This window comes from Thermoleptolyngbya oregonensis NK1-22, from assembly GCF_032705245.1.
GTDB classification, from domain to species: Bacteria; Cyanobacteriota; Cyanobacteriia; order Elainellales; family Elainellaceae; genus Thermoleptolyngbya; species Thermoleptolyngbya sichuanensis.
Genome location: NZ_CP053540.1, coordinates 3,893,797 through 3,918,403, shown reverse-complemented (window position 1 = coordinate 3,918,403; position 24,607 = coordinate 3,893,797). Strand labels below are relative to the sequence as shown.

Here is a 24,607-nt window from a genome sequence, read left to right as displayed (position 1 = left end):
GTCAGCCAATGGTCAGAAAAGGAGTCAGACGACAGAATTGGTTTTTGGGATGGGTGTGGGTCGGACTACTGGTGGGATTGTTGGGATCTTGCAATGTGGCTTCCAATGTGGCTCCTGAGTCAGCGCCACCCGTCGGACAGGAGCCAGTCACGCTGACGGTTTCAGCAGCGGCCGACCTGAACTACGTGTTTCCCGAAATTGGCAAGCTGTGGGAGGCGGAAACCGGACATCGGGTTACGTTTAACCTGGGTTCGACCGGACAACTGGCACAGCAAATTGAGCGGGGCGCACCTGTTGATTTATTCGCCGCAGCCAACCGGAAATTTATCGAAGATTTGAACGAAAAAGGGCTGATTCGATCCGAAACGAAGGCGCTGTATGGCGTGGGGCGAATTGTGCTGTGGCAGAGAGAAGACAGCCCCCTAGAACTGAAAACCCTACAAGACTTGACGAAGCCGGAGGTGACACGGGTTGCGATCGCCAATCCAGATCACGCGCCCTACGGGGTTGCCGCCCGCGAAGCGATGCAGTCTGCCGGGATTTGGGATGCGATTCAGCCCAAGCTGGTCTTTGGGGAAAACATCAAGCAAACCCAGCAGTATGCCGAAATGGGGAATGTGGAAGTGGCGATCGCCGCTCTGTCGATTAGCGTCGGCAAACCCGGAAAATGGACGCTGATTCCGGCTGAATTGCACAAGCCCTTGGAGCAAATGCTGGCCGTGCCCAAGTCCGCGCCGCATCCTGAACTGGCTCAGCAGTTTGCCACATTTATTAATGGGGAGAAGGGTCGGCCCCTGATGAGAAAATACGGTTTCGTCTTGCCGGGAGAGGAGCTAGTCCTATGATTTGGCAGCCGTCGATCCTCTCTCTCCAAGTCACCTTGGTCGCCAGCGCTTTGATTCTGGTGTTTGGGCTGGGGCTGGGAATTTTTTTGGCGCGGGTGCGGTTTCGGGGACAGATTTTTGTGTCTACGTTGCTGAATATGCCGCTGGTGCTGCCACCCAGTGTCGTGGGCTATTTTTTGCTGCTGGCCCTGGGACGCGGTAGCCCGATTAGGGAATGGCTGAAGATTGATTTGCTCTTTACTTGGCAAGCGGCGGCGATCGCCTCGGCCGTGGTAGCGCTGCCGCTGATGGTGGAATCGACCCGTGCGGCGATCGCCAACGTCAGCCCAGAGCTAGAGGCCGCCGCCCGCACGCTGGGTTCAACGGAGCCAGAAGTGCTTTGGCGGATTACCCTGCCGCTTGCCCATCGCGGCATTTTGGCGGGCTTTGGGCTGAGCGTGGCGCGGGGATTGGGAGAATTTGGCGCAACACTGATGGTAGCAGGCAGCATCCCCGGCCGCACCCAGACCCTCCCCCTGGCAATTTACGATGCCGTGCAAATGCAGCGCTATGGGCTAGCAAATACGATGGTGCTGATAATGACGGCGATCGCCTTTGCTCTGTTGTGGTGGGTGCGGCACTTGGAGTCCAAACAGTCTCCTTCGCAGTCGCCAATCGCAATTCGCCCAGAGATCGACTCAGAGATCGACTTAGAGATCAACTCAGAGGTCAACCCAGATGAGCCTATTGGTGGATATTCAGAAGCGGCTCCCCAGCTACACCCTGAACGTGGCCTTCAGCGCTGAACGAGAGCCACTCGGCATTTTAGGCGGGTCAGGATCGGGCAAAAGCATGACCCTCCGCTGCATCGCGGGCATTGAAACCCCCACCAGCGGTACCATCGTGCTGAACAATCGCATTCTCTACGACTCGCGCAAAGGCATTAACCTCCCTAGCCGCGATCGCCGCGTGGGGTTTCTGTTTCAAAACTATGCGTTGTTTCCGCATCTCACGGTCGCCCAAAACATCGCCTACGGACTGAATAAGCGCCAAGGATCAAAACAAGAAAAGCGAGAACTCGTCCAAACCGTCGAAGCGCAGCTTGGGCGCGTTCAGCTTGCCGGATTTGGCAACCGCTATCCTCATCAGCTCTCCGGCGGACAACAGCAGCGAGTTGCCTTAGCCCGCGCCTTAATCACTGCGCCAGATCTGCTGCTGCTGGATGAACCTTTTTCTGCCCTCGATACTCACCTCCGCAACGAGCTAGAAAAGCAGCTCATCAAAACCCTCTCGGATTACCAGGGACTCACGCTGTTTGTTAGCCACAATCTGAACGAAGCCTATCGCATTTGTGAGCAACTGCTCGTTCTCTCCGCCGGAAAAGTGATCGCTAGCGGACAGAAACAAGATATCTTTGATCGCCCTGAAACAATGAGCGTTGCCCGGCTAACCGGATGTAAAAACTACTCCTGCATTCAGCCAATCAATCGACAAACGGTACGGGCGCTGGATTGGAACTGCACGCTTCAAATGGATGCTCCCATTGATGACAGACATACACACATTGGCATCCGTGCCCATCACATCCGCTTTCTAGAAACGCCCCAGCGCCCCAATACCTTCCCGGCTTGGCTGGCCTGGGCCAGCGAAACGCCTCACCACATGACCCTATATCTCAAGCTTGGAGAGCCATCCACCCATGCAGATGATTATCATCTCCAGGCTGAACTCTTGAAGGAAAAGTGGGACGCGCTGAAACATCGGCCGCAGCCCTGGATCGCTTGTCTCGATGCCCAGAAACTACTCCTACTGAAAAACCTCTAGAGGATAGATCATGAAACGCCCAAACTGGTTGACCTTCATTGCTTGTGTATTGTTGAGTTTGATGCTTAGCGTCAGTTGTGCAACCCAGACCCCCCTTGCGGAGCCTGTAGAGCTAACCGTTTCCTCTGCGATCGCACTCACGGAACCCCTGGAAGCCCTTAAGCCGCTCTACCAGGCCGAACACCCCAACGTCACGATTACCTACAACTTTGGTGCATCAGGCGATCTGCGCCAGCAGATCCAGAGCGGTGCGCCCGTCGATATTTTTATATCAGCCGCTCAAAAAGACATGAATGACCTGGAGCAAGACGGTTTGCTGCTTCCAGAAACGCGCAATAACTTAGTGAAGAATCAAATCGTTCTTGTGGTTCCCAAAAACTCCACCGCAATTCAAAGCTTGCAAGATCTGCCCCAAGAGAGCGTCAAGCGGATTGCAGTTGGAAACCCCGATACCGTACCCATTGGGCGGTATTCGGAAGAAGTTTTCAAGAACTTGAATCTGCTGGATCAGGTGAAGCCTAAGTTTGTATTTGGCAAGAACGTGCGCCAGGTTTTAGGCTATGTAGAATCTGGCAACGTCGATGCAGCCCTGGTTTGGGTTACGGATGCCAGAACAACAGATCAGGTCAAAATTGTGGAGGCGATCCCCGAAAATCTTCACTCTCCGACGCTCCATCCCTTGGCCGTGATCCGTGCCAGCGCCCATCCCGATCAGGCGAAAGAATATGTCCAGTTTTTGCTTAGCCCCAAGGCCGGAGAGGTATTTGAGAGCTTTGGCTTCACTCCAGTCTCCTAGTCCGGCATGGTAGCTTGAGATGGGACGCTATCTCGAAGTGAAAACCATCCCGAAGTGAAAAAGTGAAAAGCAGCAAATTGCGTTCAGCTTAGCAGCCGTGAAGCAAGACTCAGACCTTTGCAATAATCTGAAGCAAATCCGGCTGCGGCTGGGCATGAGCCAGCAAGACCTAGCGGCGATCGCCGGAGTGTCGCGCCAAACCATCGGCGGCGTAGAGGCAGGACAATACGCACCATCCACAACCGTGGCGCTGCGGCTGGCCAGGGCGCTGGGTTGCCAGGTCGAAGACCTATTCTGGCTGGAGCAAGATGCGGTGGAGTTGGATGCAATCCCGATCCGGGACTTTCCGACGGATCAGGTAACCCGACTCAGCCTGGCCCGAGTGGGCGGCCAGTGGATTGCACATCCGCTGAAGGGGGGCACCGCCTTTCGGACAGAAATGGTGCCTGCGGACGGGGAAGGTCGCTACGATTCGACCACCCAAATGCTGCACGTCCACCTGCTCGACGATCTGGAAAAGCTGCACCGCACAGTTGTCATCGCGGGCTGCACGCCAGCACTGTCTCTGTGGGCGCGGGCCGCCGAGCGATGGCATCCCGACCTGCGCGTGTATTGGACGTTGGACAACAGCATGTGCGCCCTGGAGCGGCTCTTTCGCGGAGAGGTGCATCTTGCGGGAATGCATCTCTACGATACCGCCATGCAAGATCACAACGTTCCGTTTGTGAAAACTGCCCTGCAAACGCAAGCTGCCCTGCAAGGTGTCGCTGCTGTGGTAATTAATCTGGGCAGTTGGGAAGAGGGGTTACTCATTCAGCCTGGAAACCCGCTGCAACTCAAAACGATTGAAGATCTGACTCGACTGGACGTAAGGATTGTGAATCGGGAAGTGGGGGCGGGCAGTCGGCAGGTGTTAGAGCAATCGCTCAAGGCAGCAGGCATTTCGCCGCAAGCGGTTCGAGGATTTGACACCCTGGCAGCGGGGCATCTGGAGGTGGCCAGGGCGATCGCCACTGGGCAGGCAAGCGCAGGCGTTAGCACCGCATCCGTTGCCGCAGCGTTTGGGCTAGAGTTCATCCCGCTGCATCGCTCTCGCTATGATCTGGTAACGCTCCAACCCTATCTCGAAGAAGCGCCCGTGCAGCAGCTTTTGAGTACGCTGGGCCATCGTCGGGTTCTGTCGCAGTTGCAAACGCTGGGCGGTTACGATACGAGTCAAACGGGGGATATTTTGAGTACCGTTAGGTCTTCTTGAGTCCGTACATCTGCGACAGTATTTTGCATCCTGATCGAATCTGTCACTTATGTCTTTTACTGTTCCCAAAATTGCGGCGATCGCCCCCACTTGGCTGGCATTGTCCGAGCTAAAACCCCTTGCTCCTACAGACGTTCATCTGTGGTTGGTGAATATTGAGGGCGGTGCAGAAGCCCTGCCATTGCTTGAGCAAACCCTTTCGCCCGACGAACAGGCCAGAGCCACAAAGTTTCGCCAGAAGAGCGATCGCGCTCGATTCATCATCGGTCGGGGCATTTTGCGACACCTGCTCAGTCGCTACACCGGGCTTGCGCCATCTGCCATTTGCTTTTCCTACAATTCCTACGGCAAGCCCGCCCTGATGTCCTCGCCTAGCGCAGCGCTGCCACTGCAATTCAACCTGTCGCATTCGGGCAGGCTGGTGCTGTACGGATTCACGCAGGAGCATCCGATTGGGGTTGACCTGGAGCAGCATCGACCGCTGGATGTGCTTGCTCTGGCGCGATCTGTCTTCTCTGAATCAGAACGCGCTGTGCTAAACCCTCTGCCCCCCGCTGAGCAACTGACTCAATTTCTGCAACTCTGGACGTGCAAAGAAGCCTACGTGAAGGCAACTGGCCGGGGATTGAGCGGGCTAGAGCAGGTGGAGATGGCGATCGCTCCTAACGGCTCAATTTGTGTCCCGGTATTCACTGATGCATCACCGTCTGATTCATACTGGCAGATTCAACCTATGTCGCTTGGCAATCATTTTTCTAGTGCGTTTGCAGTAAACAAGCCAGCTTTTAACCTGTATTGCTACCGTCTTTACGCCGTGCAAGATCTGATACAACTTATTTCCCCTAGCCCAACTCTCGGCTGATGTATCCCCGAATTGCAGAAACGGCCACCACTCGCGGCGAGGCTAGATAGTTATTCCCTGTGGGATCGCCGCTGCGCCCCTTGAAGTTGCGATTGGTGGCGTAGATGCCGTTCTCGCCCGCCTCCAAAACGCCCCTGCCCGCGTTGATGCAGGCTCCGCAGCCCGACTTGAGAATTGTTGCACCCGCCGCCTCCAGGATCTCCACATAGCCCAAGACCTCGGCCTGTTGCAGCACTGCTTGCGACGCAGGGACGACAAACAGGCTGACTTGGGGCGCAACTCGGTTCCCGTTTAGCACTGCTGCCGCTTCGGCCAGGTCATGCAATTTGCCGCCCGTGCAGGAGCCGATAAACGCCTTGGTGATGGGAACCCGCCCCAACTGGCTAATGCCCACCACCTGATCGGGCTTGGGCGGACAGGCGACTTGGGGTTCTAGATGGGTCAGGTCAAACGTGTAGGTGCGTTCGTATTCTGCATCCGCATCACTGGCGATCGCCCTCCCCAGTTCTGCCATCGCCTTATCCTCCAGTCGTTCTTCCAAGTATTCGCTAGTGCGTTCCCTCTGGCGTTCTGCCAGATACTCCCACGTCACCGCATCAGGCGCAATCAGCCCGCACAGCGCCCCACATTCCACCGCCATATTTGCCAGCGTCATCCGCTCGTCCATCGGCATTCGGGCGATCGCCCCGCCGCAAAACTCTAGCACCCGCCCGATCGCCCCGTCGCAGCCCAACTGCCCCAGCAAAAACAGCATGATATCTTTGGCGCTGATCTCCGGTGCAGGCGTTCCCTCCAGGCAGATTCGCAGCGTCGGCGGCACGCGCAGCCACAGGTCGCCCGTCGCCAGCAAATTTGCCATGTCCGTCGTGCCGATGCCCGTGGAAAAGCAGCCAAACGCGCCGTAGGTGCAGCTATGGGAATCTGTCCCTGCGATCACCATGCCTGGCCGCACAAACCCCCGCTCTGGCAGCAGCACATGGCAAATGCCCGCCGCCTCTCCGGGCGACACCACATCCAGCAGGTGGCAGCCTTGCTCCTCGGCAAACTGGACCATTTGCTGATAAAGTAGGTCAGCTTTGGGGTCAACCCGAATGTCGTTGATTTGAATAAAATGATCCGCCACCAGCACCAGGCGATCGCGCTCCCAAATCCTTGCCGACTCACCAAAATGCTGGTAGAAAAGCTGTGCCACCCCAGCGGCGATCGCATCGTGGGACATCGCCAAATCCACCCTGGCAAACACCACCTCGCCGGGCTGTACAAACGCATTGCCCGATGCCCGCGCCAGCAGCTTTTCTGCCATCGTCATGGGGCGGCGCGGCGTGTTGCTGGGCGGCAGGGCCATGTCTCCGCGCAATCGCTGCTGGTTAAAGGCAAACAGTCCGCCTGCCTGCGTAATCGCCGCCACAATTGGGTGGGTTTCTGCTTCGCCCAAGTGCTTTAAGGGCAAACCGATATTGATGCTGTTGCGGTAAAAAATATCGGCAAAGGATCGCGCCCGCACCTCGCGGATACCCGCTGCTTTCAGGGCGATCGCCGCGATTTCTCGACTGGAGCCACAGCCAAAGTTTGCGCCTGCTTCGATCACGTCATAATTCATGAGCTGATCGATGCCGATGATGTGTTCCAGTGCGTACCGCTTCAGATGCGCCGGATCGAGATTGGTTCCTCGCTTTGCGGGAATAATGTCATCCGTATTGATATCATCTCCCAGGCTTAAAACCTTCTCGGATTCATTCGCAGGATGATTCTCAGGTGCGTTCATAGGGCTTTGAATGATTTAGCTGTTGAATTGGTTAGCTGTTGAATTGGTTAGCTGTTGAATTGGTTAGCTGTTGAATCAGTTGCTCCGTGAAGGCTTTCGTATTCACAAACCGATCTTCTGGCGAGGCCACTAGGTCGGCTGTGCGATAGCCCGCCTCCAGCAGATGCTCCTGGGCGATCGCCAGATGGGCCGCTGCGGTCCCCTCGTCCCACTGCCGCAACATTAACTCCACGCTGGACAGCGTTCCCATCGGATTGGCAATGCCCTTGCCTGCAATATCTGGCGCAGTGCCGTGAATCGCCTCGTATAGGCCAAAGCCGTCTGCGTTTAGGCTGGCAGACCCCAGTAGCCCAATCGACCCGGCGATCGCCCCGCCAATGTCGCTGAGGATGTCGCCAAACAGGTTGCCCGCCAAAATTACGTCAAACTGCTGCGGATTCATCACCAGTTGCATCGCCAGATTGTCCACCAGCATCGGCACCAGCGCCACATCGGGAAACGCCGCCGCTTCTTCCTGCACCAGCCGCGTCCAGGGAAGGCAGGGCAGCGCATTTTCCTTGTGGGCGATCGCCAGTTTCTTGCGCCGCTGCTGGGCCTGCTGAAGCGCAACGCGGGCAACCCGCCGAATTTCAGAATCGGCATACTGCATTGTGTGAAAGCCGTAGGGGGCCGTCCCATCCACCCCGCGCCCCGACGGGCCAAAGTAAATGCCGCTGACCAACTCCCGCACGAACAAAATGTCCACGCCGTCCAGCTTTTCCGGCTTGATCGACGAGCGATGTCGCAGACTTTTGACCGGGCGCACCGGGCGCAAATTGGCAAACAGGTCAAACCGCTTCCGCAACTCCAGCAAGCCCGCCTTTGACACCGCCCCGAATAATATGCCGTCCGCCCCCTCGCAGAGCCGCGCCGTCGCCTCCGGAAACCCTGTGCCAAACTGCTGCACGGCGGGTTCTCCCACCAGCCCATGCGTCACCCGCACCGAAAAGCCATGCAGCGTCGCCAAATGCGCCAGCACCGCCAGCGCCGCTTCTACGACCTCTGGGCCTACGCCTTCCCCCGGCAGCGCTACCAACCGATATTCTCGAATCCCCACAATCCCCACTTCCCACAGCGAACCTATGGATGATAATACGTCTGGCAGGAGATAGGGATCAGGGGGTCAGGTTTTAGGGATCAGAATGATATCAAATCTGTTTCATTGCTGGCGATCGCGGTGAGTAGGGCTGCGCTCCCTGAGGTAGCAAGCTTTCCTAAGGCTGGCGATCGCGACAGTGCTAAAGAGCTTGTTTCAGTGTCCGAGCCAGCAAGCCTTGGGGGAAGCTTTCCCCCAAACCCCCTCCGACCTCTGTTCTGCATCAGCATCAGGGATTGCGGGCCGTGCTTACAGCGGTCGGAGAGGGAGCTAGGACACTTGAAAGTCGTGTAAGTAATGTTCTGATCCTGACTCCTAACCCCTAACCCCTGACCCCTGACTCCTGACCCCTGAAACCTACATCGAATGCGTTTTACGAAGACTAAGAGACTCTATCGATTGTTGATCAGCATGGCGGCGCTGTACGTAGCGGCCTGTGGGCTGGCGTGGGCGGGGCAGACGCGGCTGATTTTTCGTCCCGATGCTGACATTCGCACCACGCCGGATGCGGTGGGATTGCGCTACGAAATCGTCGATTTGCCCGTGGGGACGGGGCGGGTGCGCGGCTGGTGGATTGGCGCGAATCGGGACGACGCGCCGACGGTGCTATATTTCCACGGCACAGGCAGCAATTTGGGGGATCTGCCCCGACTGGCAGCGCAGATTCATGAATTAGGCTGGGCGGCCTTTTTCATCGACTATCGTGGCTATGGCGAGAGCCAAGGCAACTTTCCTAGCGAACAGTCGGTCTATGCCGATGCGATCGCCGCCCTCGACTACCTCACCCAAACCCGCCGCATTCCGCCACAGCGCATCGTGGTTATGGGAAGATCCATCGGAGGGGCGATCGCCCTCGACCTGGCAGCCCACAATCCCGACCTGGCCGCCCTAGTTGTCGAAAGCTCGTTTACCTCCATGCGAGACATGATCCGTCACTTTGTGCCCGTGCCGCTTTTGCCTGTGGATCTCTTGCTGCATCAGCGGTTTGATTCCCTGGCAAAAGTGCGATCGCTCCAGATGCCGCTGCTGGTGATCCACGGGACGGGCGATCGCGTCGTGCCTGTCCACATGGGGCAAGCGCTCTACGAGGCCGCGCCGCCGCCCAAGGAACTGCTGCTGATTCCCCAGGCGGGCCACAGCAATTTGCGACGAATCAACCGGACGCTGTATTTCCAGACGCTCCAGCGCTTCGTTACGCGCTACGCCAATCCTGCTGCAAAAAATCATGCGATCGCCCCATGAAACTGCTCAAATCGGCACTTTTTCCAGAACTTCGATTTTTTTCAAAACAACATGGTGAAAAACGGTGGGCACATTGCAAAACACCTGGTCTGGCGGTGGCTTGTGGCGCTAGCGTTGCTGCTGGGCATCCTGTTTCGGGGGTATGGGCTGGGCGATCGCGTGTATTGGGTGGATGAAGTTGCCACCTCGGTTCGCATTTCTGGCTACACCCGCGCCGAAGTCACCGCCCAACTCAGCGACGGCGTTCCCCGCACGCCCGCAGACCTCCAGCAGTTTTTGCATCCCGCCCCCGATTTGCCCTTGACCCAAGTCCTCCGTGCCCTGGCTCAAAGCCCCGAACACGCCCCGCTTTATTTCTTGCTAGCCCACGGCTGGACAAAACTCTGGGGCAGCAGCATAGTCGCCGTGCGATCGCTCTCGGTTCTGTTCAGCCTGATCTCACTTGCGCTCATCGGGCGACTGGCCAGCCAGTTGTTCAATTCTGCCACCGCCGGGGCGATCGCCACGATGTTACTAGCCCTATCGCCCTTTTTCGTATCCTATGCCCAAGAAGCGCGTCCCTACAGCCTGTGGAGCGTCACGCTGCTGTGGAGCAGTTTGGCGTTATGGAACGCGATGGGGTACACCACAGAGAGCATGAAACAGAACGTGAGACAGAATGTGAAACAGAACGCCGTTGGGAACGAGATGCCGCATTTGCTTCGGCGCTGGTTGACCTATGGATTCAGCATGGCGGTGGGGCTGTATACGTCGCTGCTGACGGCGCTGGTGTTTCTGGGGCACGGGCTGTATGTGCTGGGGGTGGGCAGTTCGCGATGCGACCCGTCTCGGACTCGCGCTCAGCGGCGTGGGTTTCTCCAGGCAGCGGCGCTGGCGGTCGGGCTATTTCTCCCGTGGGTGTTTGTCGTGCTGGGTCGCTGGGATACCCTGCAAGCTAATACTGAATGGATGCGCCAGCCGATGGGGGCGCTGTCGATGCTGGTGGTCTGGCTCTATAGCCTCGTCGTGCTGTTTTTTGACGCGCCCGTGGAACTGGGGCCAGTTGCGCTGGTAGCGGTCAAATTTCTCACTGCACTGCTCACCCTGGGGGCGATCGCCCTTGCGCTCCGGTGGACATTTCAGCAGCAGCATGTCGGAAGCTTCGTCGCCGCCTTGCTGCTGCCTGTTCCTGTGATTCTGGTGGCGCTGGATCTCATCCGTCAGGGCCAGGCCTCGGCCACATCGCGCTACCTCATCCCCGTCCAGCTTGCCGTGCTAATTTCGGTAGCGGGCTGGCTCTCTGCGGGGCGTTCCTGGCAGCGCGGCGTTTTAGCCTTCCTGCTCACGGTCAGCTTTTCATCGGGTCTGTCCAACCTGCATCACATTCCCGACTATCAAAAATCTCGCAATCGCCACAACCCTGAAATTGCAACCCTGGTGAATCAGCAGCCTTCACCCCAGATCGTTGCCGAGTCTCGCTATGCCCTCGATCTGGTATCCCTCAGCCAGTTCCTCAAACCCGATACCAGGGTTCAAATTCTGAGTCCTGTGTCCATGCCGCCGCAGCGATGTGAACCCTTCTTTCTGCTAAATCCATCTGCATCACTCCAGCAGGACATTCAGCAGCGCGATCGCCTCCAGATTGCCGAAGTTTTTCGCCCAAAAACCTTGACAGATTCAGACATTCATCTATCCCTCTGGCACGTTGAGAATCCCGATCGATCCTGTCCTTCTAGCTGAGTGATGTCCCTCCTCACTGTGTTCCTGTTGCGATGTTTCATGTAGCGCGATCGCCTCTCAAATTCCTGCAAAATCCGGGTCGAATCCTGGGACGATTGCTGGTATTCCTGATTCTGGCTGGCATCCTGTTTCGGGGGTATGGGCTGGGCGATCGCGTGTATTGGGTGGATGAAGTTGCCACCTCGGTTCGCATTTCTGGCTACACCCGCGCCGAAGTCACCGCCCAACTCAGCGACGGCGTTCCCCGCACGCCCGCAGACCTCCAGCAGTTTTTGCATCCCGCCCCCGATTTGCCCTTGACCCAAGTCCTCCATGTCCTGGCTCAAAGCCCCGAACACGCCCCGCTTTATTTCTTGCTAGCCCACGGCTGGACAAAACTCTGGGGCAGCAGCATAGTCGCCGTGCGATCGCTCTCGGTTCTGTTCAGCCTGATCTCACTTGCGCTCATCGGGCGACTGGCCAGCCAGTTGTTCAATTCTGCCACCGCCGGGGCGATCGCCACGATGTTACTAGCCCTATCGCCCTTTTTCGTATCCTATGCCCAAGAAGCGCGTCCCTACAGCCTGTGGAGCGTCACGCTGCTGTGGAGTAGTTTGGCGTTATGGAACGCGATGGGGTACACCACAGAGAGCATGAAACAGAACGTGAGACAGAATGTGAAACAGAACACCGTTGGGAACGAGATGCCGCATTCGCTTCGGCGCTGGTTGACCTATGGATTCAGCATGGCGGTGGGGCTGTATACGTCGCTACTGACGGCGCTGGTGTTTCTGGGGCACGGGCTGTATGTGCTGGGGGTGGGCAGTTCGCGATGCGACCCGTCTCGGACTCGCGCTCAGCGGCGTGGGTTTCTCCAGGCAGCGGCGCTGGCGGTCGGGCTATTTCTCCCGTGGGTGTTTGTCGTGCTGGGTCGCTGGGATACCCTGCAAGCTAATACTGAATGGATGCACCAGCCGATGGGCGTTTTGCCGCTGTTGGCAATCTGGCTCTACAACACCTCCATCCTGCTGTTTGACGTACCTGCCACGCTGTCCCCCGACCTGCCGACTGTCGCCAAGTTGCTGACCTCTATGCTGCTGATGCTGCTGCTGGCGATCGCCCTCCGCCATCTCGTCCGCCGCAGTCCACGCCCGGTCTGGGGATTTGTCGTGCTGTTCGCTCTGACGATTCCTGCTTTGCTGCTGGGGCTAGATGTTGTCCGCAATAGCCAGCTTTCCACGGCTGCCCGCTATTTGCTGCCGTTTCACCTAGGTATGATTTTGGTGCTGTCTTCTTACCTCACTGACTCACTCTGCGCCAAGTCCCCCTCTCGGCGGCGATTTGGGCGAGGGCTGATGCTTTGCCTGGTTGCCCTCTGCTTTCTGTCCTACGGCTTCCAACTTCAGCAGCCGCCCAAGTACCAGAAAAGCCGCAATCTGCACAATCGGGCGATCGCCGCGTTGATTAACCAAACCACTGGCCAGACCCTTCCCCCCCGCCTGATTGCCGAACCTGCCCAGGCGATGGATCTGGTCTCCCTCAGTCTCGACTTGCAGCCCCAAACGCAGATCCAGGTGATTGCCTCGATGGGCGAGAATTGGAGGGGCGATCGCCTATTATTAGAACCGTGCCAGCCTGTGTTTCTTTTGAATCCCTCAGCAGCGTTAATCACCCGCATTCAAACTGAAACAAACCAACCCGTTCATGAAGCCTATCGTCCCCAAAAACTAGTCCCCAATGAACTGGCCCTGTCTCTCTGGAAAGTTAACCAATCTTGCCCTTCTCCATGATTATGAAATCCTTAATCAATCAATTCCAGAAACAGCACAAAGCCTTTGCGGTTCATCAAGGGGAAAAGCTGGTTAGAAGCTTAGAGGATCTGATTGCGAAATATTCTGCTGTTGGGGACGGGGCTTTTTTTGAAGTTCAGCACTTTCCCTGGGTTGGACTTCTAGAAACAAACTGGAAAACGATTCGAGCAGAGTTAGACAATCTGCTGAAAGACGTGTATTCCATTCCCAATTTTCAAGACATCTCCACGGATCAGATCAGCATCACTCAGGACAATCTGTGGAAGACCTACTTTCTCTATGGCTATGGCTACAAATCAGAGCAAAACTGCCTGCGCTGCCCCGAAACGACGCGCCTGGTTGAACAGATTCCTGGCATGAAAACGGCATTCTTTTCTATCCTGCTGCCCCATAAAACGATCCCAGAACATCGCGGCCCCTATAAGGGATTATTGCGCTATCACCTGGGGCTAAAAGTACCCGCAGCGGCAGAGCAGTGCGGCATTCGGGTGGGCAGCGGAGTGCGCCACTGGCAGGAGGGAAAAAGCCTAATTTTTGACGATACGTTTCCCCATTCCGCCTGGAATCATACAGATGACATTCGCGTAATTTTGTTTGTTGATTTCATTCGTCCCATGCGTGCGCCCGTAGCCTGGTTCAATCAGTTTATGATCCAACTGATTGCCTGGTCGCCCTATGTGCAGAGCGGTCGCAAAAATCTTTTAGAGTGGGAAGCCAGACAGAAATAATCGACCCAGACTAATGACAAGATTTAGTAATTAATTGAACAGCTAAATTTATACATGAAAATTGCAATTCTTACGTCTGGCTTTCTGCCTGTTGTCGATGGGGTGACAGTCACTCTCCTCCACAGATTGAAGCGACTGAGCAAGTTGGGTCATCAGGTCTTAGTGTTTTGTCCAAGCTATGAATCGCTGGAATCGATCTATCCAAATTGGGCAGACTATACAGGACATTTTTTGCCCGGTGTAGAAGTTATCAATTTGCCAAGCGCCTCATTTATGGGAGTTGAGTTTGAGCGCAATGTTACCTCAACGTCCTATGATCTTGTGCTGCAAAGATTGGCGCAATTTCAGCCTGATGTTATTCATGTGGATGAACCCGATCGCCTCTTTCTCGGCTTTGGCAAAATTCCGGCGATCGCCCATGCGAAGACGCACCAGATCCCCTGCACCAGCTTCTATCACACCAATTTCTTGGAATATATTGACGACTTCTTTCCGCTGCCAGCCCCGCTGCAAACCTTAGTGAGGTGGCTTTGCAAAGTGTTCATTACTCAGCGGGTATTCAACGCCTATGATGTAACGCTAACGGGCAGCAAAACCACCTATGAAAAGCTGCAAAAACTGGGGATTAGGAATGCGCTATACGAAGAGTTGCTGGGCGTTGATCTAACTGCCTTTAGCCCGACTCTCCGGCAGGACCTATTTTTTGAAAAAACCTATGGAATCAAGGTGGGCGATCGCACAAAACTTCTTTTCCTGGGGCGATTAACCCCAGACAAGGGCTGGAAATTCACGCTGAAAGCAGTTCCAACGCTAGTCCAAAACCTGGGTTCAAATCGCATCTCGCTGCTGATTGCGGGGGATGGCGAACTGCGGGATACCATCCGTCAATCGCTAACGGGCGTGGTCGATTTTTACCTGCTGGGTCGCGTGTCTCCAGATCAGATTCCTGCACTCATGGCAAATAGCGATTTCCACGTCACGACCTCCAAAAAGGAAACCAAGGGGCTGACGCTGTTTGAAGCTTTTGCTGCTGGAATTCCCTCTGTTGCTCCAGCGGCAGGCGGCGTTCTGGACAGCATTCAGCCCGGAGTTAACGGTCTGCTCTATGAGCCGGACAGCACCGCAGATTTTGTCGAAAAACTTCAGTTGCTTATCGAAGACCCAGACCTGCGGCAACGCTTGGGGCAGCAGGCGCGAGAGTGGGTGCTGCCCTACGGTTGGGATCAGGCAGTCGATCGCCTGGTCAGCATTTGGGCTTCGCGCCTGCCTGTTGCCACCAACCCCTAGTCCTCAGCGCGGCCACATATAGCCGACGTAGAGTAGAATGCTGTCGCGGCCGGGGTTTGGTGGGTATAGCTCGGCGTTGGAAATGTGGTGCCAGCGCAGCCCTACCATGAGGTGTTCCTGGTCTCGCATTCGGAAGGTTGCACCGCCGCCGACCTGGGGCGTGAAGTTGAACTGCGATCCACCCTCTGCGGGCACGTCTTCACTGGTGACCAGAAACCCTGCACCGCCATCTACATACAGTGACCAGGTGTCTTCTCGTACAAAGTGCCAGCGAAGGATCAGCCCAAGATTAAGACCCACCGCATCGTCTCCTGGCTGAATGAACTTGAGCTTATTCAATTCCAGGTTAATGCTGTGCCCGTGAGCAAAGAAGTCCGTAATGCCTGCGCCTGCCAGCCCAAACGCTGCAAAGCCGTCGTCATCTGGATCGTAGGAAATGGACGGCCCCGCCTGCACGTACCAGTAATTTTGCCCAACGGCTCCAAAGCGTTCCGGGGCGGATGGTGGGGCTGGTTCAGCCTGGCCGATCGCCCTCCCGTCTGCGTCTGGCTCCGGTGGATAGTCGGCAGTAGCAGCCAATTCGGATGGCAACGGCGCTTCCATATTCAGCAAATCCGCCGCCTGGTAAGACGTAAGCGGCATCGGACTCTCCGCAATCACATCAGTGGAATCTGGTGGAAGCAAGAATTCCGTCGATGCGGCGGGCGGCAACGCAGATGGAGAAGATTCAACCGATGCAGGGATAGAAGCTGGGGAAACAGCGTCTTGGGGTAATGCTTCCTGGGAAAGGGCCGACATCGGAGAAAGCACGACAGCGCTCCACGATGTTGTCAGAATTAGCGCGGTGTAGGAAATCCTAGAAGAAACAGACTGATGATTCAAAGAGTAGGCTCTTGCAAGGTTCTTAGGAATAGAAAATGTCATTTTTTTGATGGGGTTTGGATCTGCTCATGCTTGGTTTTTGAGAGTTACTGTAAGCTCTGAGTTCGGGTTGTTGGAACAAAAGCATGAACAGCACTTGTCATGACCCAGACATTAGGCGGGGTTAGAAATTTAACTAACTAAGAATTCAATCGCGAAATCTCCTTGGCGATCGCCGATACAGTAAGGTGAATTTGCTCCTCCGTATGTAAACAAGACAAAAAGAACCGCAAACGAGCGCGATCGTAGGGCACCGAGGGATAGACCATCGGCTGCACATGAATCCCGTGCTGCATCATGCGGTGACAAAGCTGAATCGCTCGCTGGGAGTCGCCGATGATGACCGGAATAATCGGCGTGTCTGCACTGCTGCCCGTGTTCAGCGCGTGGTCTTGGGCGAGGTGGAGGAATAGCTGCGATCGCGCTCTGAGCCGCTGAACTCGCTCTGGCTCCCGTTTCAGCAGTCGCAGCGAGGCGAGGGCCGCTGCCGTGTTCGCAGGAGTCATGCCCACGCTGTACACAAAACCAGGAGCCGTATATTTCAGGTACTCCACCAGCGCCTTGCTGCCCGCAATGTAGCCGCCGCAGCTTGCAAACGACTTGCTCAGCGTTCCCATCCACAGATCCACGTCGCGGGACGCAATGCCAAAATGTTCACCAATGCCGCGACCGCTCTGCCCTAACACGCCAATGGAGTGCGCCTCGTCCACCAGCAGGAAGGTTTTGAAACGCTTTTTCAGCGCCACAATGTCTGGCAAGGGAGCGATGTCGCCATCCGCGCTGTAGATGCCTTCAATGGCAATTAGCACTTTTTCATAGCGCAGGCGATGCTGGGACAACAGGTGTTCGAGCGATCGCCAATCGTTGTGCGGAAATTCCATCAGCGTCGCCCCTGCCAATTTGCAGCCCTCGCGGATGCTGTTGTGGCTGAGGGCATCGTAGAGGATCAAGTCCTGGCGACCAAACAGATGCCCGATGGTCGTTACGTTTGTGGCGTGGCCCCCAACGAACAGCAGGCAATCCTCAGTGTCCAAAAACCGAGCAATTTCCTGTTCTAGCTCTCGGTGGAAAGGGCGTTCGCCTGACAGGACGCGGCTGGCGGAAACCGACGTGCCATATTCCTGCACCGCAGCGATCGCCGCCTGGGTCACAATCGGATCACCGGACATGCCCAGGTAGTTATAGCTGGCGTAGCTAATGAATGTTTTTTCGTGAATCTCAGTGGTGTCGCGGGAAATCCCGGTATGCTGCATGAAAAAGGGGTTGCCGAGTTCTTCCACTCGATTCAATTCCTGTCGCAGGTTCTGATACTCAGGCGTGAGATGAAAGTGATAGTAGGATTCTGGAACCTCAAGATTTTCTGATTCAGAATGAGCGATTAGGTTTGAACCTAGATCTGAACCTAGATTTGAACCCGACGCATCCGGCTGAGGGGTATAGAGGCTGCTGTTCCCGACTCGATCGGCGGAAATACTTGCATTCGTTAGTCCGTGCAGGCTGGTGTTCTCCTGATTTGTCCTAGAGGGTGCCGAATCTGACTGTTCAGGGTGCTGCAAGGACAGGGGCGATCGCCCGTCTTCTCCTTCTCTGGCGGTCGCTTCCGTTGCGGCAAGGTCTGTGGCTGTGGCAATGGCAAGGTCTGTGGCTGTGGCAATGGCAAGGTCTGTGGCTGTGGCAATGTCCATTGCAATAGACTGTCCGGTTTGGGCGATCGCCTGCTGGGCTGTGATTACTCCTTTCCCCGCAGAGGGGCCATCCTGAAACAGCGTTGTGGCCAGATGCTCCGCTAGGGCAGCCACGCTGGAATGGTCGAGCAGCAGCGCTTGCGAAATGGAGAAGCCCAGCCCTGCCTGGAGTCGGTTGGTGAATTCCACCGCCATCAGAGAATCCATCCCCAAGTCCGAAAACTGATCGTGAATGTCAATCAGTTCCGGTGCGCTAAAGCCCAGGACTTTGGCCAACTGCTGCTGGATAAACTGCTGCAATCGCTCCAGGCGATTCGCAACGTGATCTGTCCCGGAATCGCCCGCCTGCTGTAAGCTTTGCAACAGCGGAGAGGCAGCAGGGGCAGCAACGGGCGCGGCGGGCAGCAGGCGCTCAAAAAAGGGCGATAGTTCCTGTCCTGCCTGGGCTGCGCGAAACCTGGCCCAATCGATGGGCAACACGCCTGCCTGCACTGGATTTTGCCGCAATAGCTCAGTCAACAGCGGCATCCCCTGCGCGGGTGAAATCAGCGTCATGCCCTGAGCTTCGAGCCGCTGCCGCTCTCGTTCCATCAGTTGCGTAGACATGCCCACGGCCCAGGCTCCCCAGTTGACGCTGAGGCCCGGCAGCCCCAACTGGCGGCGATGGTGCATCAGGCTGTCCAGCACTGCATTGCCAGCGGCGTAGTTGGTCTGACCCGCCGAACCCAGCAGCGACGCAGCCGACGAAAAGCAGACGAAGAAATCCAGAGCGTGCGATCGCGTCAGTTCATGCAGGTTCCAGGCTCCCTGCACCTTGGGAGCCAGCACCGCCTGAAAGCGCTCCCATGTCTGGTTTTGCAGGATGCCGTCATCTAGCACGCCGGCCGCGTGAACCACGCCCCGCAGCGGTTGGGGACAGCGTTCCAGCAGAGGGGCGATCGCCCCCGGTTCTGCCACATCTGCCTGGGCTGGGATGACGGTCACTCCCTGGGCTTTCAGGTCGTCGATCCAGGCTTGGGCGATCGCCGAGGGAGCCTTGCGCCCCACCAGCAGCAGGCTCTTTGCCCCCTGCTCCACCAGCCATTGCGCCGTGAGTTGGCCCAGCGCCCCCAACCCGCCCGTAATCAGATAGGTTCCATCGGGGCGAACCGCAGGCTGCTGGGGCAGCACGGGCGGCAGCGTCATCACCACCTTGCCGATGTGCTTTGCCTGGGCCATGTAGCGAAAGGCAGTCGGCGCTTCGGCAATCTCAAACACCGTGTGCTTGAGCGGCTGCAACGCCTCCCGCTGGAACTGGTCGGTCAGTTCGTTTAGCAGCGCCGCAATGTAGTCTGGCTGCGCCTGCGACACCTCCAGCAAGTCAAACGAAAAATAGTCCACATCGGGGCGCAGGGCGCGAACCTGCTCCGCCGTCCAGATGCCGAGCTTGCCGATTTCGACGAAGCGACCCCTGGGCGACAGCAGTTCCAGGCTGCGGGGAATGTAGTCTTCGTTGAGGCTATTCAGCACCACGTCCACGCCCTGTCCGTGCGTGGCTTTGGCGATCTGGTCGGCAAACGCCAGCGTGCGCGAATTAAACACATGCTGCACGCCGAGAGACTTGAGGAAGGCCTGTTTGGGTGCGCTAGCCGTGGCGTAGACCTCGGCCCCGAGGCGCTGGGCAAGCTGAACTGCGGCCAGACCCACCCCGCCCGCTGCGGCATGAATCAGGATGCGTTCGCCCTTTTGCAGCTTTGCTAACTGGCAGAGTCCGTGGACTGCCGTCAGAAACGCCGTCGGAATCGTTGCTGCTTCTGCAAAGGTGAGGGATCTGGGCTTCGGCGCAACCCATTTCGTATTCACGGTGACATACTGCCCCAGGCTGCCAATTGCCTGCGCGGCCATCACCTCGTCGCCCACGCGGAATGCCGTCACGCCTTCGCCCAGGGCCACCACCGTCCCTGCACACTCGCCGCCAAAGGGCACTGCGTCTGCCGTGGCAAAGCCCATGTGTTCCAGATGGAGTTGGAGCATCCCCAGCGCGTTCAGTACGTCGCGGAAATTCACGCCTGCCGCCCGCACCAAAATCTCCACTTCGCCGGGGCCGGGCGATCGCCGCTGGCAGGGCATCAGCGTCAGGTGATCCAGCACGCCGTATTGCGTCAAGCCCAGGCGAAATGAGGGCGCAGCGGGAATCGTCAGGGCGGGCTTTGCCAGATCCGGACTCAGCCGCGCCCTGTAGCGAGTGCCCTGGCGATAGGCGATCTGGTCTTCCGCATCGGTCTGGTGCAATGCCGCCAGCAGGGTCGTGGCAGGGTCTGGATCTGCCGCATCCAGGTCGATGCAGGTGCAGCGCAAGTCGGGCTGTTCCTGGCGCAGCGATCGCCCCAATCCCCACAGCGCCGCCGCAGGGACGTGGGTGGGCGGGTCAGATGGGGCAATTGCCTGGGTTCCCGCCGTGACGATCCACAACCGGGGTGTGGGGGATTTTTGAACGGCATTGAGCGCCTGCACCAGATGCAGCACGCCGCCGCAAAGCTGGGTGCAGGTTTGGGTTAGCGTTTGGCCCGTGCTGGACGGTTCCGTATCCAGTCCCCACAGATACACCACATCGGTCACCGGGGCGATCGCCACCTGTTCTGCAATGCGTTGCTGCATCTCTTCGGCATCCAGCGGATTCACGCTGTTTGCCGAAGTCCCATCCGACCCCCAATCTGCAAACAGCAGTGATGCGCGATTTCCGAAGGGAGCGCTACGCGAGTCGCCCTGCTGGGTCAGATGTTCTGCCAGCCGTTGGCCAATTTTTTGGCGATCGCTCAGAATCATCCACTGGCGGGATTGAGCCGACGCAGGTGCAGGCTGAGGATCATTCCCGTCCGCCTGCCAGTCTAGGGTATAGATCCATTCCGTTTGCAGTTCTGTGGAATGGGCCGGATCACGTTCTACAACCTGCGAAGATCCTGTGCTGCCGGCCAGCCGCAGAAGCGACATTTCGCCGACGGGATGCAGGGTCAGTCCTGTGATCTCAGCCACGAGTTCGCCATTCGGATTGAGAATCTGTAAATCCGCAGCCAGGGGCGATGCGGCTTCGCTAGTCTGATGCCAATGCCCGCCGTTTTCCGGTGGGGCCACAGCGCGAACCTGCCGTACCCAACTCCAGACCGTGGACTGGGCCGGCATCCCCAGCCGCAGCGATTCGATGCCCGTAGGTAAGTAAGTTCCGGCAGCACTGTCCAGCCCGCAGGCGGCCGCCACCGTTTGAAAACAGCCGTCCAGCAGTGTGGGATGCAGGTGGTACGCCGCCGCCTCAGTCCCCAGCATATCCGGCAGGTGCAGACGAGCCAAAGCAGCGCCATCGCCCTGCCAGAGTTGCTGAATCACCTGAAACGCAGGGCCATAGTTCAGGTGTTGCTGGCGCAACTGGGCGTAATAGTCCAGCGGGGCGATCGCCTGCTGACGAAATTGCGCCTGGATCTCTGCCAGCGCTGGGCCAGAACTCAACGGCTGACCTGCTGCCAAAAAGCCCGTGACATGGCGCGTCCACGCCTCCGACTCAGCGTTCAGGCTCAAGAGTTGGAACCGATAGCCGCCTGCTTCTGGCGACAGCACCAGTTGCAGCGGGGTGGCAGCCGCCGACAGCCGCAGTGCTTGCTCAATGCGAACCTGAGTCAGTTCTACTGGGGATAGTCCCACAGCCCGACCCGCGGCGATCGCCATTTCTGCATAGGCGGCGGCGGGAAAGACGGGCTGCGTGGCAATCCGATGGTCCGCAAGATAGGCGGGTGCATCGGCGCTGACTTGCGCTTCAAACCGGATGTCGCTGGTGCCGCCCAGCCGCAGCCGTTCACCCAGCAGGGGATGCAGCCCTAGAGAACGCGGGCGACTGGGTGCAGGCGGGCTGACTGATCCAGACGGGCGATCCGGCTGCCACCAGTAGCGCTGTCGCTGGAACGGGTAGGTCGGCAGGTTGGGAATCCGTTGGGCAGAGGGAGGGGCGATCGCCCGCCCGTCGATATCCACGCCGCGAACATACAGTTCACCCAGGCTGCTGAGCAGCGTTTGCCAGCCGTCTTGCCCTGGTCGCAGGCTCGGCAGCCAGAGCATGGTTTCCGCCAAATCGGGATCGCTGGCCTGCACGCACAGCCGCCCCATGCCCAGTAGAATTGGCTTTGCGCCGATCTCCAGCAGCACGCCACAGCCCTGCTGCTGCAAGGTATCCATGCCCTGCCTAAATCGCACGGGCTGGCAAATATGTTGAACCCAGTAGTCGGGCGTGGCAATGTCTGTGGTCATAAAATCGCCCGTCACGTTGGAAATTAGCGGAATGTGCGGACTGTGGTAAGCAACGGTATTCGCAACCTGGGCAAACTCCGCCAGCATGGGCGACATCAGCGGCGAGTGGAAGGCATGGGAGACGTTCAGCGGCGTGGTTTTGATGCCTTCAGCAGTAAGTTGAGCGGTGAGCTTTGCCAGGGCCGTTTTCTCGCCGGAGACGACCGTAGACTGCGGGCCATTGAGAGCGGCGATCGCCACCGTTTCTACCGTCCCCAGCCGCGCCGCCACTGTTTCTGCATCCGCCATCACCGCCACCATGCCGCCGCCCTGCGGGAGAGCCTGCATCAGCCGTCCCCGCGCCGCCACTAGCCGCAGCGCATCCTCCAGGCTAAACACCCCGGCAATGCAGGCCGCCACATACTCGCCAATGCTGTGGCCCATGACCACCGCAGGCTGCACGCCCCACGACTGCCACAGCGTCGCCAGGGCATATTCCAGCACAAACAGGGCTGGCTGGGTGTAGGCGGTCTGGTCGATCCAGTCGGCTGCTTCGGAAGCCTGGTCTGGCGCGGGATACAGCACCGACAGGAGGGGACGCTTAAGCTGCGGCTCCAGCAGTTTCGCGGCTTTGTCTACCGTTTCGCGAAAGAGCGGCTGTGTTTGGTAGAGCGATCGCCCCATATCCACCGCCTGCGACCCCTGCCCCGTAAACAGAAACGCCACTTCTGGAGCTGCTTGGGAAGCCACACCGTAGGTGAGATTGGACGTTTCCTGGCGCTGGGCAAAGGCTCGAAGCTGCTGCTGCATCTGCACAGGAGACGCTGCCACCAGCGCCAGCCGATGGGAAAAGCGCGATCGCCCGGTGTTTGCCGTAAAGCACAAACTGTCCAAATCCGTCTCTGGATGATTCGCCAGGTATTCACCATAGCGGTGCGCGAGCTGTCGCAGGGCAGTCTCGCTTTTGGCGGAGAGGGTAAGCAGATACGGCGGGCGATCGCCTTCCGATTCACGTTCCAATAGCGCATCGATCTGCTTCTTTTTTGAGTTCTTGTTTAGCTTCTTGCTTACATTCTTGCTTGCCTTCTTATTTATCTTCTTGGGAACATTCTTGGCCCTATTCTGTTCAGCAGGCGGCGGTGCTTCCTGCATGACGATATGCGCGTTCGTGCCGCCAAAGCCGAAGGAATTCACTCCGGCGATCGCAGGGCTGGATTTCCACGGCGTTAACTCCGTCTGCACTCGCAACGGCAGTGAGTCAAATCCAATTTGCGGATTGGGTGTTTGGCAATGGAGGCTAGGCGGAATTTGCCCCTGCTTCAGGCTGAGGGCGGCTTTGATCACCCCTGCTACGCCCGCTGCCGTTTCTGTATGCCCGATGTTGGACTTCACCGAACCCACCGCGCATAAGCTACCTGCCGGACGCTCCTCCGTTAGCACTCGGCCCAGCGCCGTGATTTCAATCGGGTCACCCAGTTTCGTACCCGTGCCGTGCGCTTCGATATATTGCACCTGCCCTGGGGAAATGCCCGCCCGCCGATAGGCCGCCCGCAGCACCCGCTCCTGCGCGTCTACATTCGGCGCGGCCATGCCGTTGCTGAACCCATCCTGATTTGCAGCCGTGCCCCGAATCACGGCATAAATCGGGTCGCCATCCGCCTGCGCCTGCGACAGGGGCTTCAGCAGCACCATCCCTGCCCCTTCGCTGCGGACGTAGCCATCGGCCCTGGCATCAAAGCTGCGGCAGCGCCCGCTGGTGGACATGAACCCGCCCCGCGCAAAGCCCAGTGTTACCGTCGGCAGCAGCAGCACATTCACGCCGCCTGCCAGCGCCATCGTCGATTCACCCGTCCACAGGCTTTGACAGGCCAGGTGAACGGCAATTAGCGAGGAAGAGCAAGCGGTATCCACCGACAGACTCGGCCCCTTCAGGTCAAAAAGGTAGGAGATTCGGTTGGCGGCGATGCAGTTGCCCGTGCCTGTGGTGAGATACGGGTCATCAATGGGGTCTTGCCACAGCATGATGGAATAGTCGTGCGTGCCGATGCCCACAAACACGCCCGTATCCGTTCCCCGCAGGCGCTCCGGCACAATGCCTGCATCCTCCATTGCCTCCCACGCCACCTCTAATAAGAGCCGCTGCTGCGGGTCCATCGTGTTCACTTCGCGGGGCGCAATCCCAAAAAACAGCGGGTCGAACTGATCGACCTGTTCTAGAAAACCGCCCCACCGCAGGCTGGCTCTGGCTGATTCTGTATTCGCCACTGTTTGAAACTGGTCTTTGTTCCACCGAGCGGGCGGTACTTCTGTGACGGCATCGACACCGTTTTTAAGCAACTGCCAAAAAGCGTCGGGAGAATCAGCGCCGGGGTAGCGACAGCCGATTCCAATAATTGCGATGGGTTCTGGGGGCATACGCGAGTCGGTCAGTGGACAGGTGAGTATAGAGAAGGGAGAATTTTGGGTTTTAGATTTTAGATTTTGGGTTTTATGTTAATTTCCCGGCTCAATTCTGTACAGAAA

General features: G+C 57.7%; 15 protein-coding genes. 11 read left to right on the top strand and 4 right to left on the bottom strand.

The annotated features are described in order from the left end of the window. Positions 1–8 precede the first annotated feature (8 nt). The 6 genes from modA (HNI00_RS16470) (at position 9) to HNI00_RS16445 (ending at position 5,561) form a co-directional block, all read left to right on the top strand. Positions 9–845, top strand: a complete 837-nt coding sequence (gene modA / locus HNI00_RS16470) for a molybdate ABC transporter substrate-binding protein (RefSeq protein ID WP_420156218.1) — start codon at positions 9–11, stop codon at positions 843–845. Then, on the top strand, positions 842–1,630 hold the full coding sequence (modB, locus tag HNI00_RS16465; protein WP_316787640.1) for a molybdate ABC transporter permease subunit: 789 nt from the start codon (positions 842–844) through the stop codon (positions 1,628–1,630). Before modA (HNI00_RS16470) ends, modB begins: the two co-directional genes overlap by 4 nt. Further along, positions 1,563–2,648, top strand: coding sequence for a sulfate/molybdate ABC transporter ATP-binding protein (locus HNI00_RS16460; protein ID WP_316787639.1), 1,086 nt, complete (start codon positions 1,563–1,565; stop codon positions 2,646–2,648). The genes modB and HNI00_RS16460 overlap by 68 nt, the downstream gene beginning before the upstream one ends. 10 nt (positions 2,649–2,658) lie before the next feature. Next, positions 2,659–3,444, top strand: a complete 786-nt coding sequence (modA, locus tag HNI00_RS16455) for a molybdate ABC transporter substrate-binding protein (RefSeq protein WP_316787638.1) — start codon at positions 2,659–2,661, stop codon at positions 3,442–3,444. Positions 3,445–3,541: 97 nt separating this feature from the next. Then, positions 3,542–4,699, top strand: coding sequence for a substrate-binding domain-containing protein (locus HNI00_RS16450; RefSeq protein WP_316787637.1), 1,158 nt, complete (start codon positions 3,542–3,544; stop codon positions 4,697–4,699). Between the two features lie 49 nt (positions 4,700–4,748). After that, positions 4,749–5,561 (top strand): 4'-phosphopantetheinyl transferase family protein, encoded by an 813-nt coding sequence (locus HNI00_RS16445; protein WP_316787636.1) that lies wholly within the window; start codon positions 4,749–4,751, stop codon positions 5,559–5,561. Here HNI00_RS16445 and HNI00_RS16440 read toward each other — a convergent pair. Both HNI00_RS16440 and leuB read right to left on the bottom strand, forming a co-directional pair. Then, positions 5,542–7,326, bottom strand: a complete 1,785-nt coding sequence (locus HNI00_RS16440) for an aconitase/3-isopropylmalate dehydratase large subunit family protein (RefSeq protein WP_316787635.1) — start codon at positions 7,324–7,326, stop codon at positions 5,542–5,544. The two genes, HNI00_RS16445 and HNI00_RS16440, sit on opposite strands and share 20 nt — an antisense overlap. A 31-nt stretch (positions 7,327–7,357) precedes the next feature. After that, positions 7,358–8,416 (bottom strand): 3-isopropylmalate dehydrogenase, encoded by a 1,059-nt coding sequence (leuB, locus tag HNI00_RS16435; RefSeq protein ID WP_420156376.1) that lies wholly within the window; start codon positions 8,414–8,416, stop codon positions 7,358–7,360. A 456-nt stretch (positions 8,417–8,872) separates the two neighbouring features. On the opposite strand from leuB, the gene HNI00_RS16430 reads away from it, so the two are divergent. The 5 genes from HNI00_RS16430 to HNI00_RS16410 are packed head-to-tail and all read left to right on the top strand — an operon-like array spanning position 8,873 to position 15,227. Next, complete coding sequence (locus HNI00_RS16430) at positions 8,873–9,703, top strand: alpha/beta hydrolase (protein WP_316787633.1); 831 nt, start codon at positions 8,873–8,875, stop codon at positions 9,701–9,703. A gap of 51 nt (positions 9,704–9,754) precedes the next feature. Further along, entirely contained in the window at positions 9,755–11,422 is a 1,668-nt protein-coding gene (locus HNI00_RS16425; RefSeq protein WP_316787632.1) for a glycosyltransferase family 39 protein, read from the top strand. A 32-nt stretch (positions 11,423–11,454) separates the two neighbouring features. Then, entirely contained in the window at positions 11,455–13,191 is a 1,737-nt protein-coding gene (locus HNI00_RS16420) for a glycosyltransferase family 39 protein (protein WP_316787631.1), read from the top strand. A 2-nt stretch (positions 13,192–13,193) separates the two neighbouring features. Continuing rightward, entirely contained in the window at positions 13,194–13,940 is a 747-nt protein-coding gene (locus tag HNI00_RS16415; RefSeq protein ID WP_316787630.1) for an aspartyl/asparaginyl beta-hydroxylase domain-containing protein, read from the top strand. 54 nt (positions 13,941–13,994) lie between these two features. After that, positions 13,995–15,227 carry a glycosyltransferase gene (locus tag HNI00_RS16410; protein ID WP_316787629.1) on the top strand — a complete coding sequence of 411 codons (1,233 nt, stop codon included), beginning with the start codon at positions 13,995–13,997 and terminating at the stop codon, positions 15,225–15,227. A gap of 3 nt (positions 15,228–15,230) precedes the next feature. Here the strand turns inward: HNI00_RS16410 and HNI00_RS16405 are convergent, their stop codons facing one another. Both HNI00_RS16405 and HNI00_RS16400 read right to left on the bottom strand, forming a co-directional pair. Next, positions 15,231–15,869, bottom strand: coding sequence for an acyloxyacyl hydrolase (locus HNI00_RS16405; protein ID WP_316787628.1), 639 nt, complete (start codon positions 15,867–15,869; stop codon positions 15,231–15,233). A gap of 419 nt (positions 15,870–16,288) precedes the next feature. Then, entirely contained in the window at positions 16,289–24,499 is an 8,211-nt protein-coding gene (locus tag HNI00_RS16400; protein ID WP_316787627.1) for an aminotransferase class I/II-fold pyridoxal phosphate-dependent enzyme, read from the bottom strand. Positions 24,500–24,607: the final 108 nt, after the last annotated feature.

Coding starts and splice junctions, on each gene's coding strand:
- HNI00_RS16420 (WP_316787631.1), top strand. CDS start 11,455: ATGTTTCATGTAGCGCGATCGCCTCTCAAATTCCTGCAAAATCCGGGT.
- HNI00_RS16445 (WP_316787636.1), top strand. CDS start 4,749: ATGTCTTTTACTGTTCCCAAAATTGCGGCGATCGCCCCCACTTGGCTG.
- HNI00_RS16430 (WP_316787633.1), top strand. CDS start 8,873: ATGGCGGCGCTGTACGTAGCGGCCTGTGGGCTGGCGTGGGCGGGGCAG.
- HNI00_RS16425 (WP_316787632.1), top strand. CDS start 9,755: ATGGTGAAAAACGGTGGGCACATTGCAAAACACCTGGTCTGGCGGTGG.
- modA (WP_316787638.1), top strand. CDS start 2,659: ATGAAACGCCCAAACTGGTTGACCTTCATTGCTTGTGTATTGTTGAGT.
- HNI00_RS16410 (WP_316787629.1), top strand. CDS start 13,995: ATGAAAATTGCAATTCTTACGTCTGGCTTTCTGCCTGTTGTCGATGGG.
- HNI00_RS16400 (WP_316787627.1), bottom strand. CDS start 24,499: ATGCCCCCAGAACCCATCGCAATTATTGGAATCGGCTGTCGCTACCCC.
- HNI00_RS16415 (WP_316787630.1), top strand. CDS start 13,194: ATGAAATCCTTAATCAATCAATTCCAGAAACAGCACAAAGCCTTTGCG.
- HNI00_RS16440 (WP_316787635.1), bottom strand. CDS start 7,326: ATGAACGCACCTGAGAATCATCCTGCGAATGAATCCGAGAAGGTTTTA.
- HNI00_RS16405 (WP_316787628.1), bottom strand. CDS start 15,869: ATGCCGCTTACGTCTTACCAGGCGGCGGATTTGCTGAATATGGAAGCG.
- modB (WP_316787640.1), top strand. CDS start 842: ATGATTTGGCAGCCGTCGATCCTCTCTCTCCAAGTCACCTTGGTCGCC.
- modA (WP_420156218.1), top strand. CDS start 9: ATGGTCAGAAAAGGAGTCAGACGACAGAATTGGTTTTTGGGATGGGTG.
- HNI00_RS16460 (WP_316787639.1), top strand. CDS start 1,563: ATGAGCCTATTGGTGGATATTCAGAAGCGGCTCCCCAGCTACACCCTG.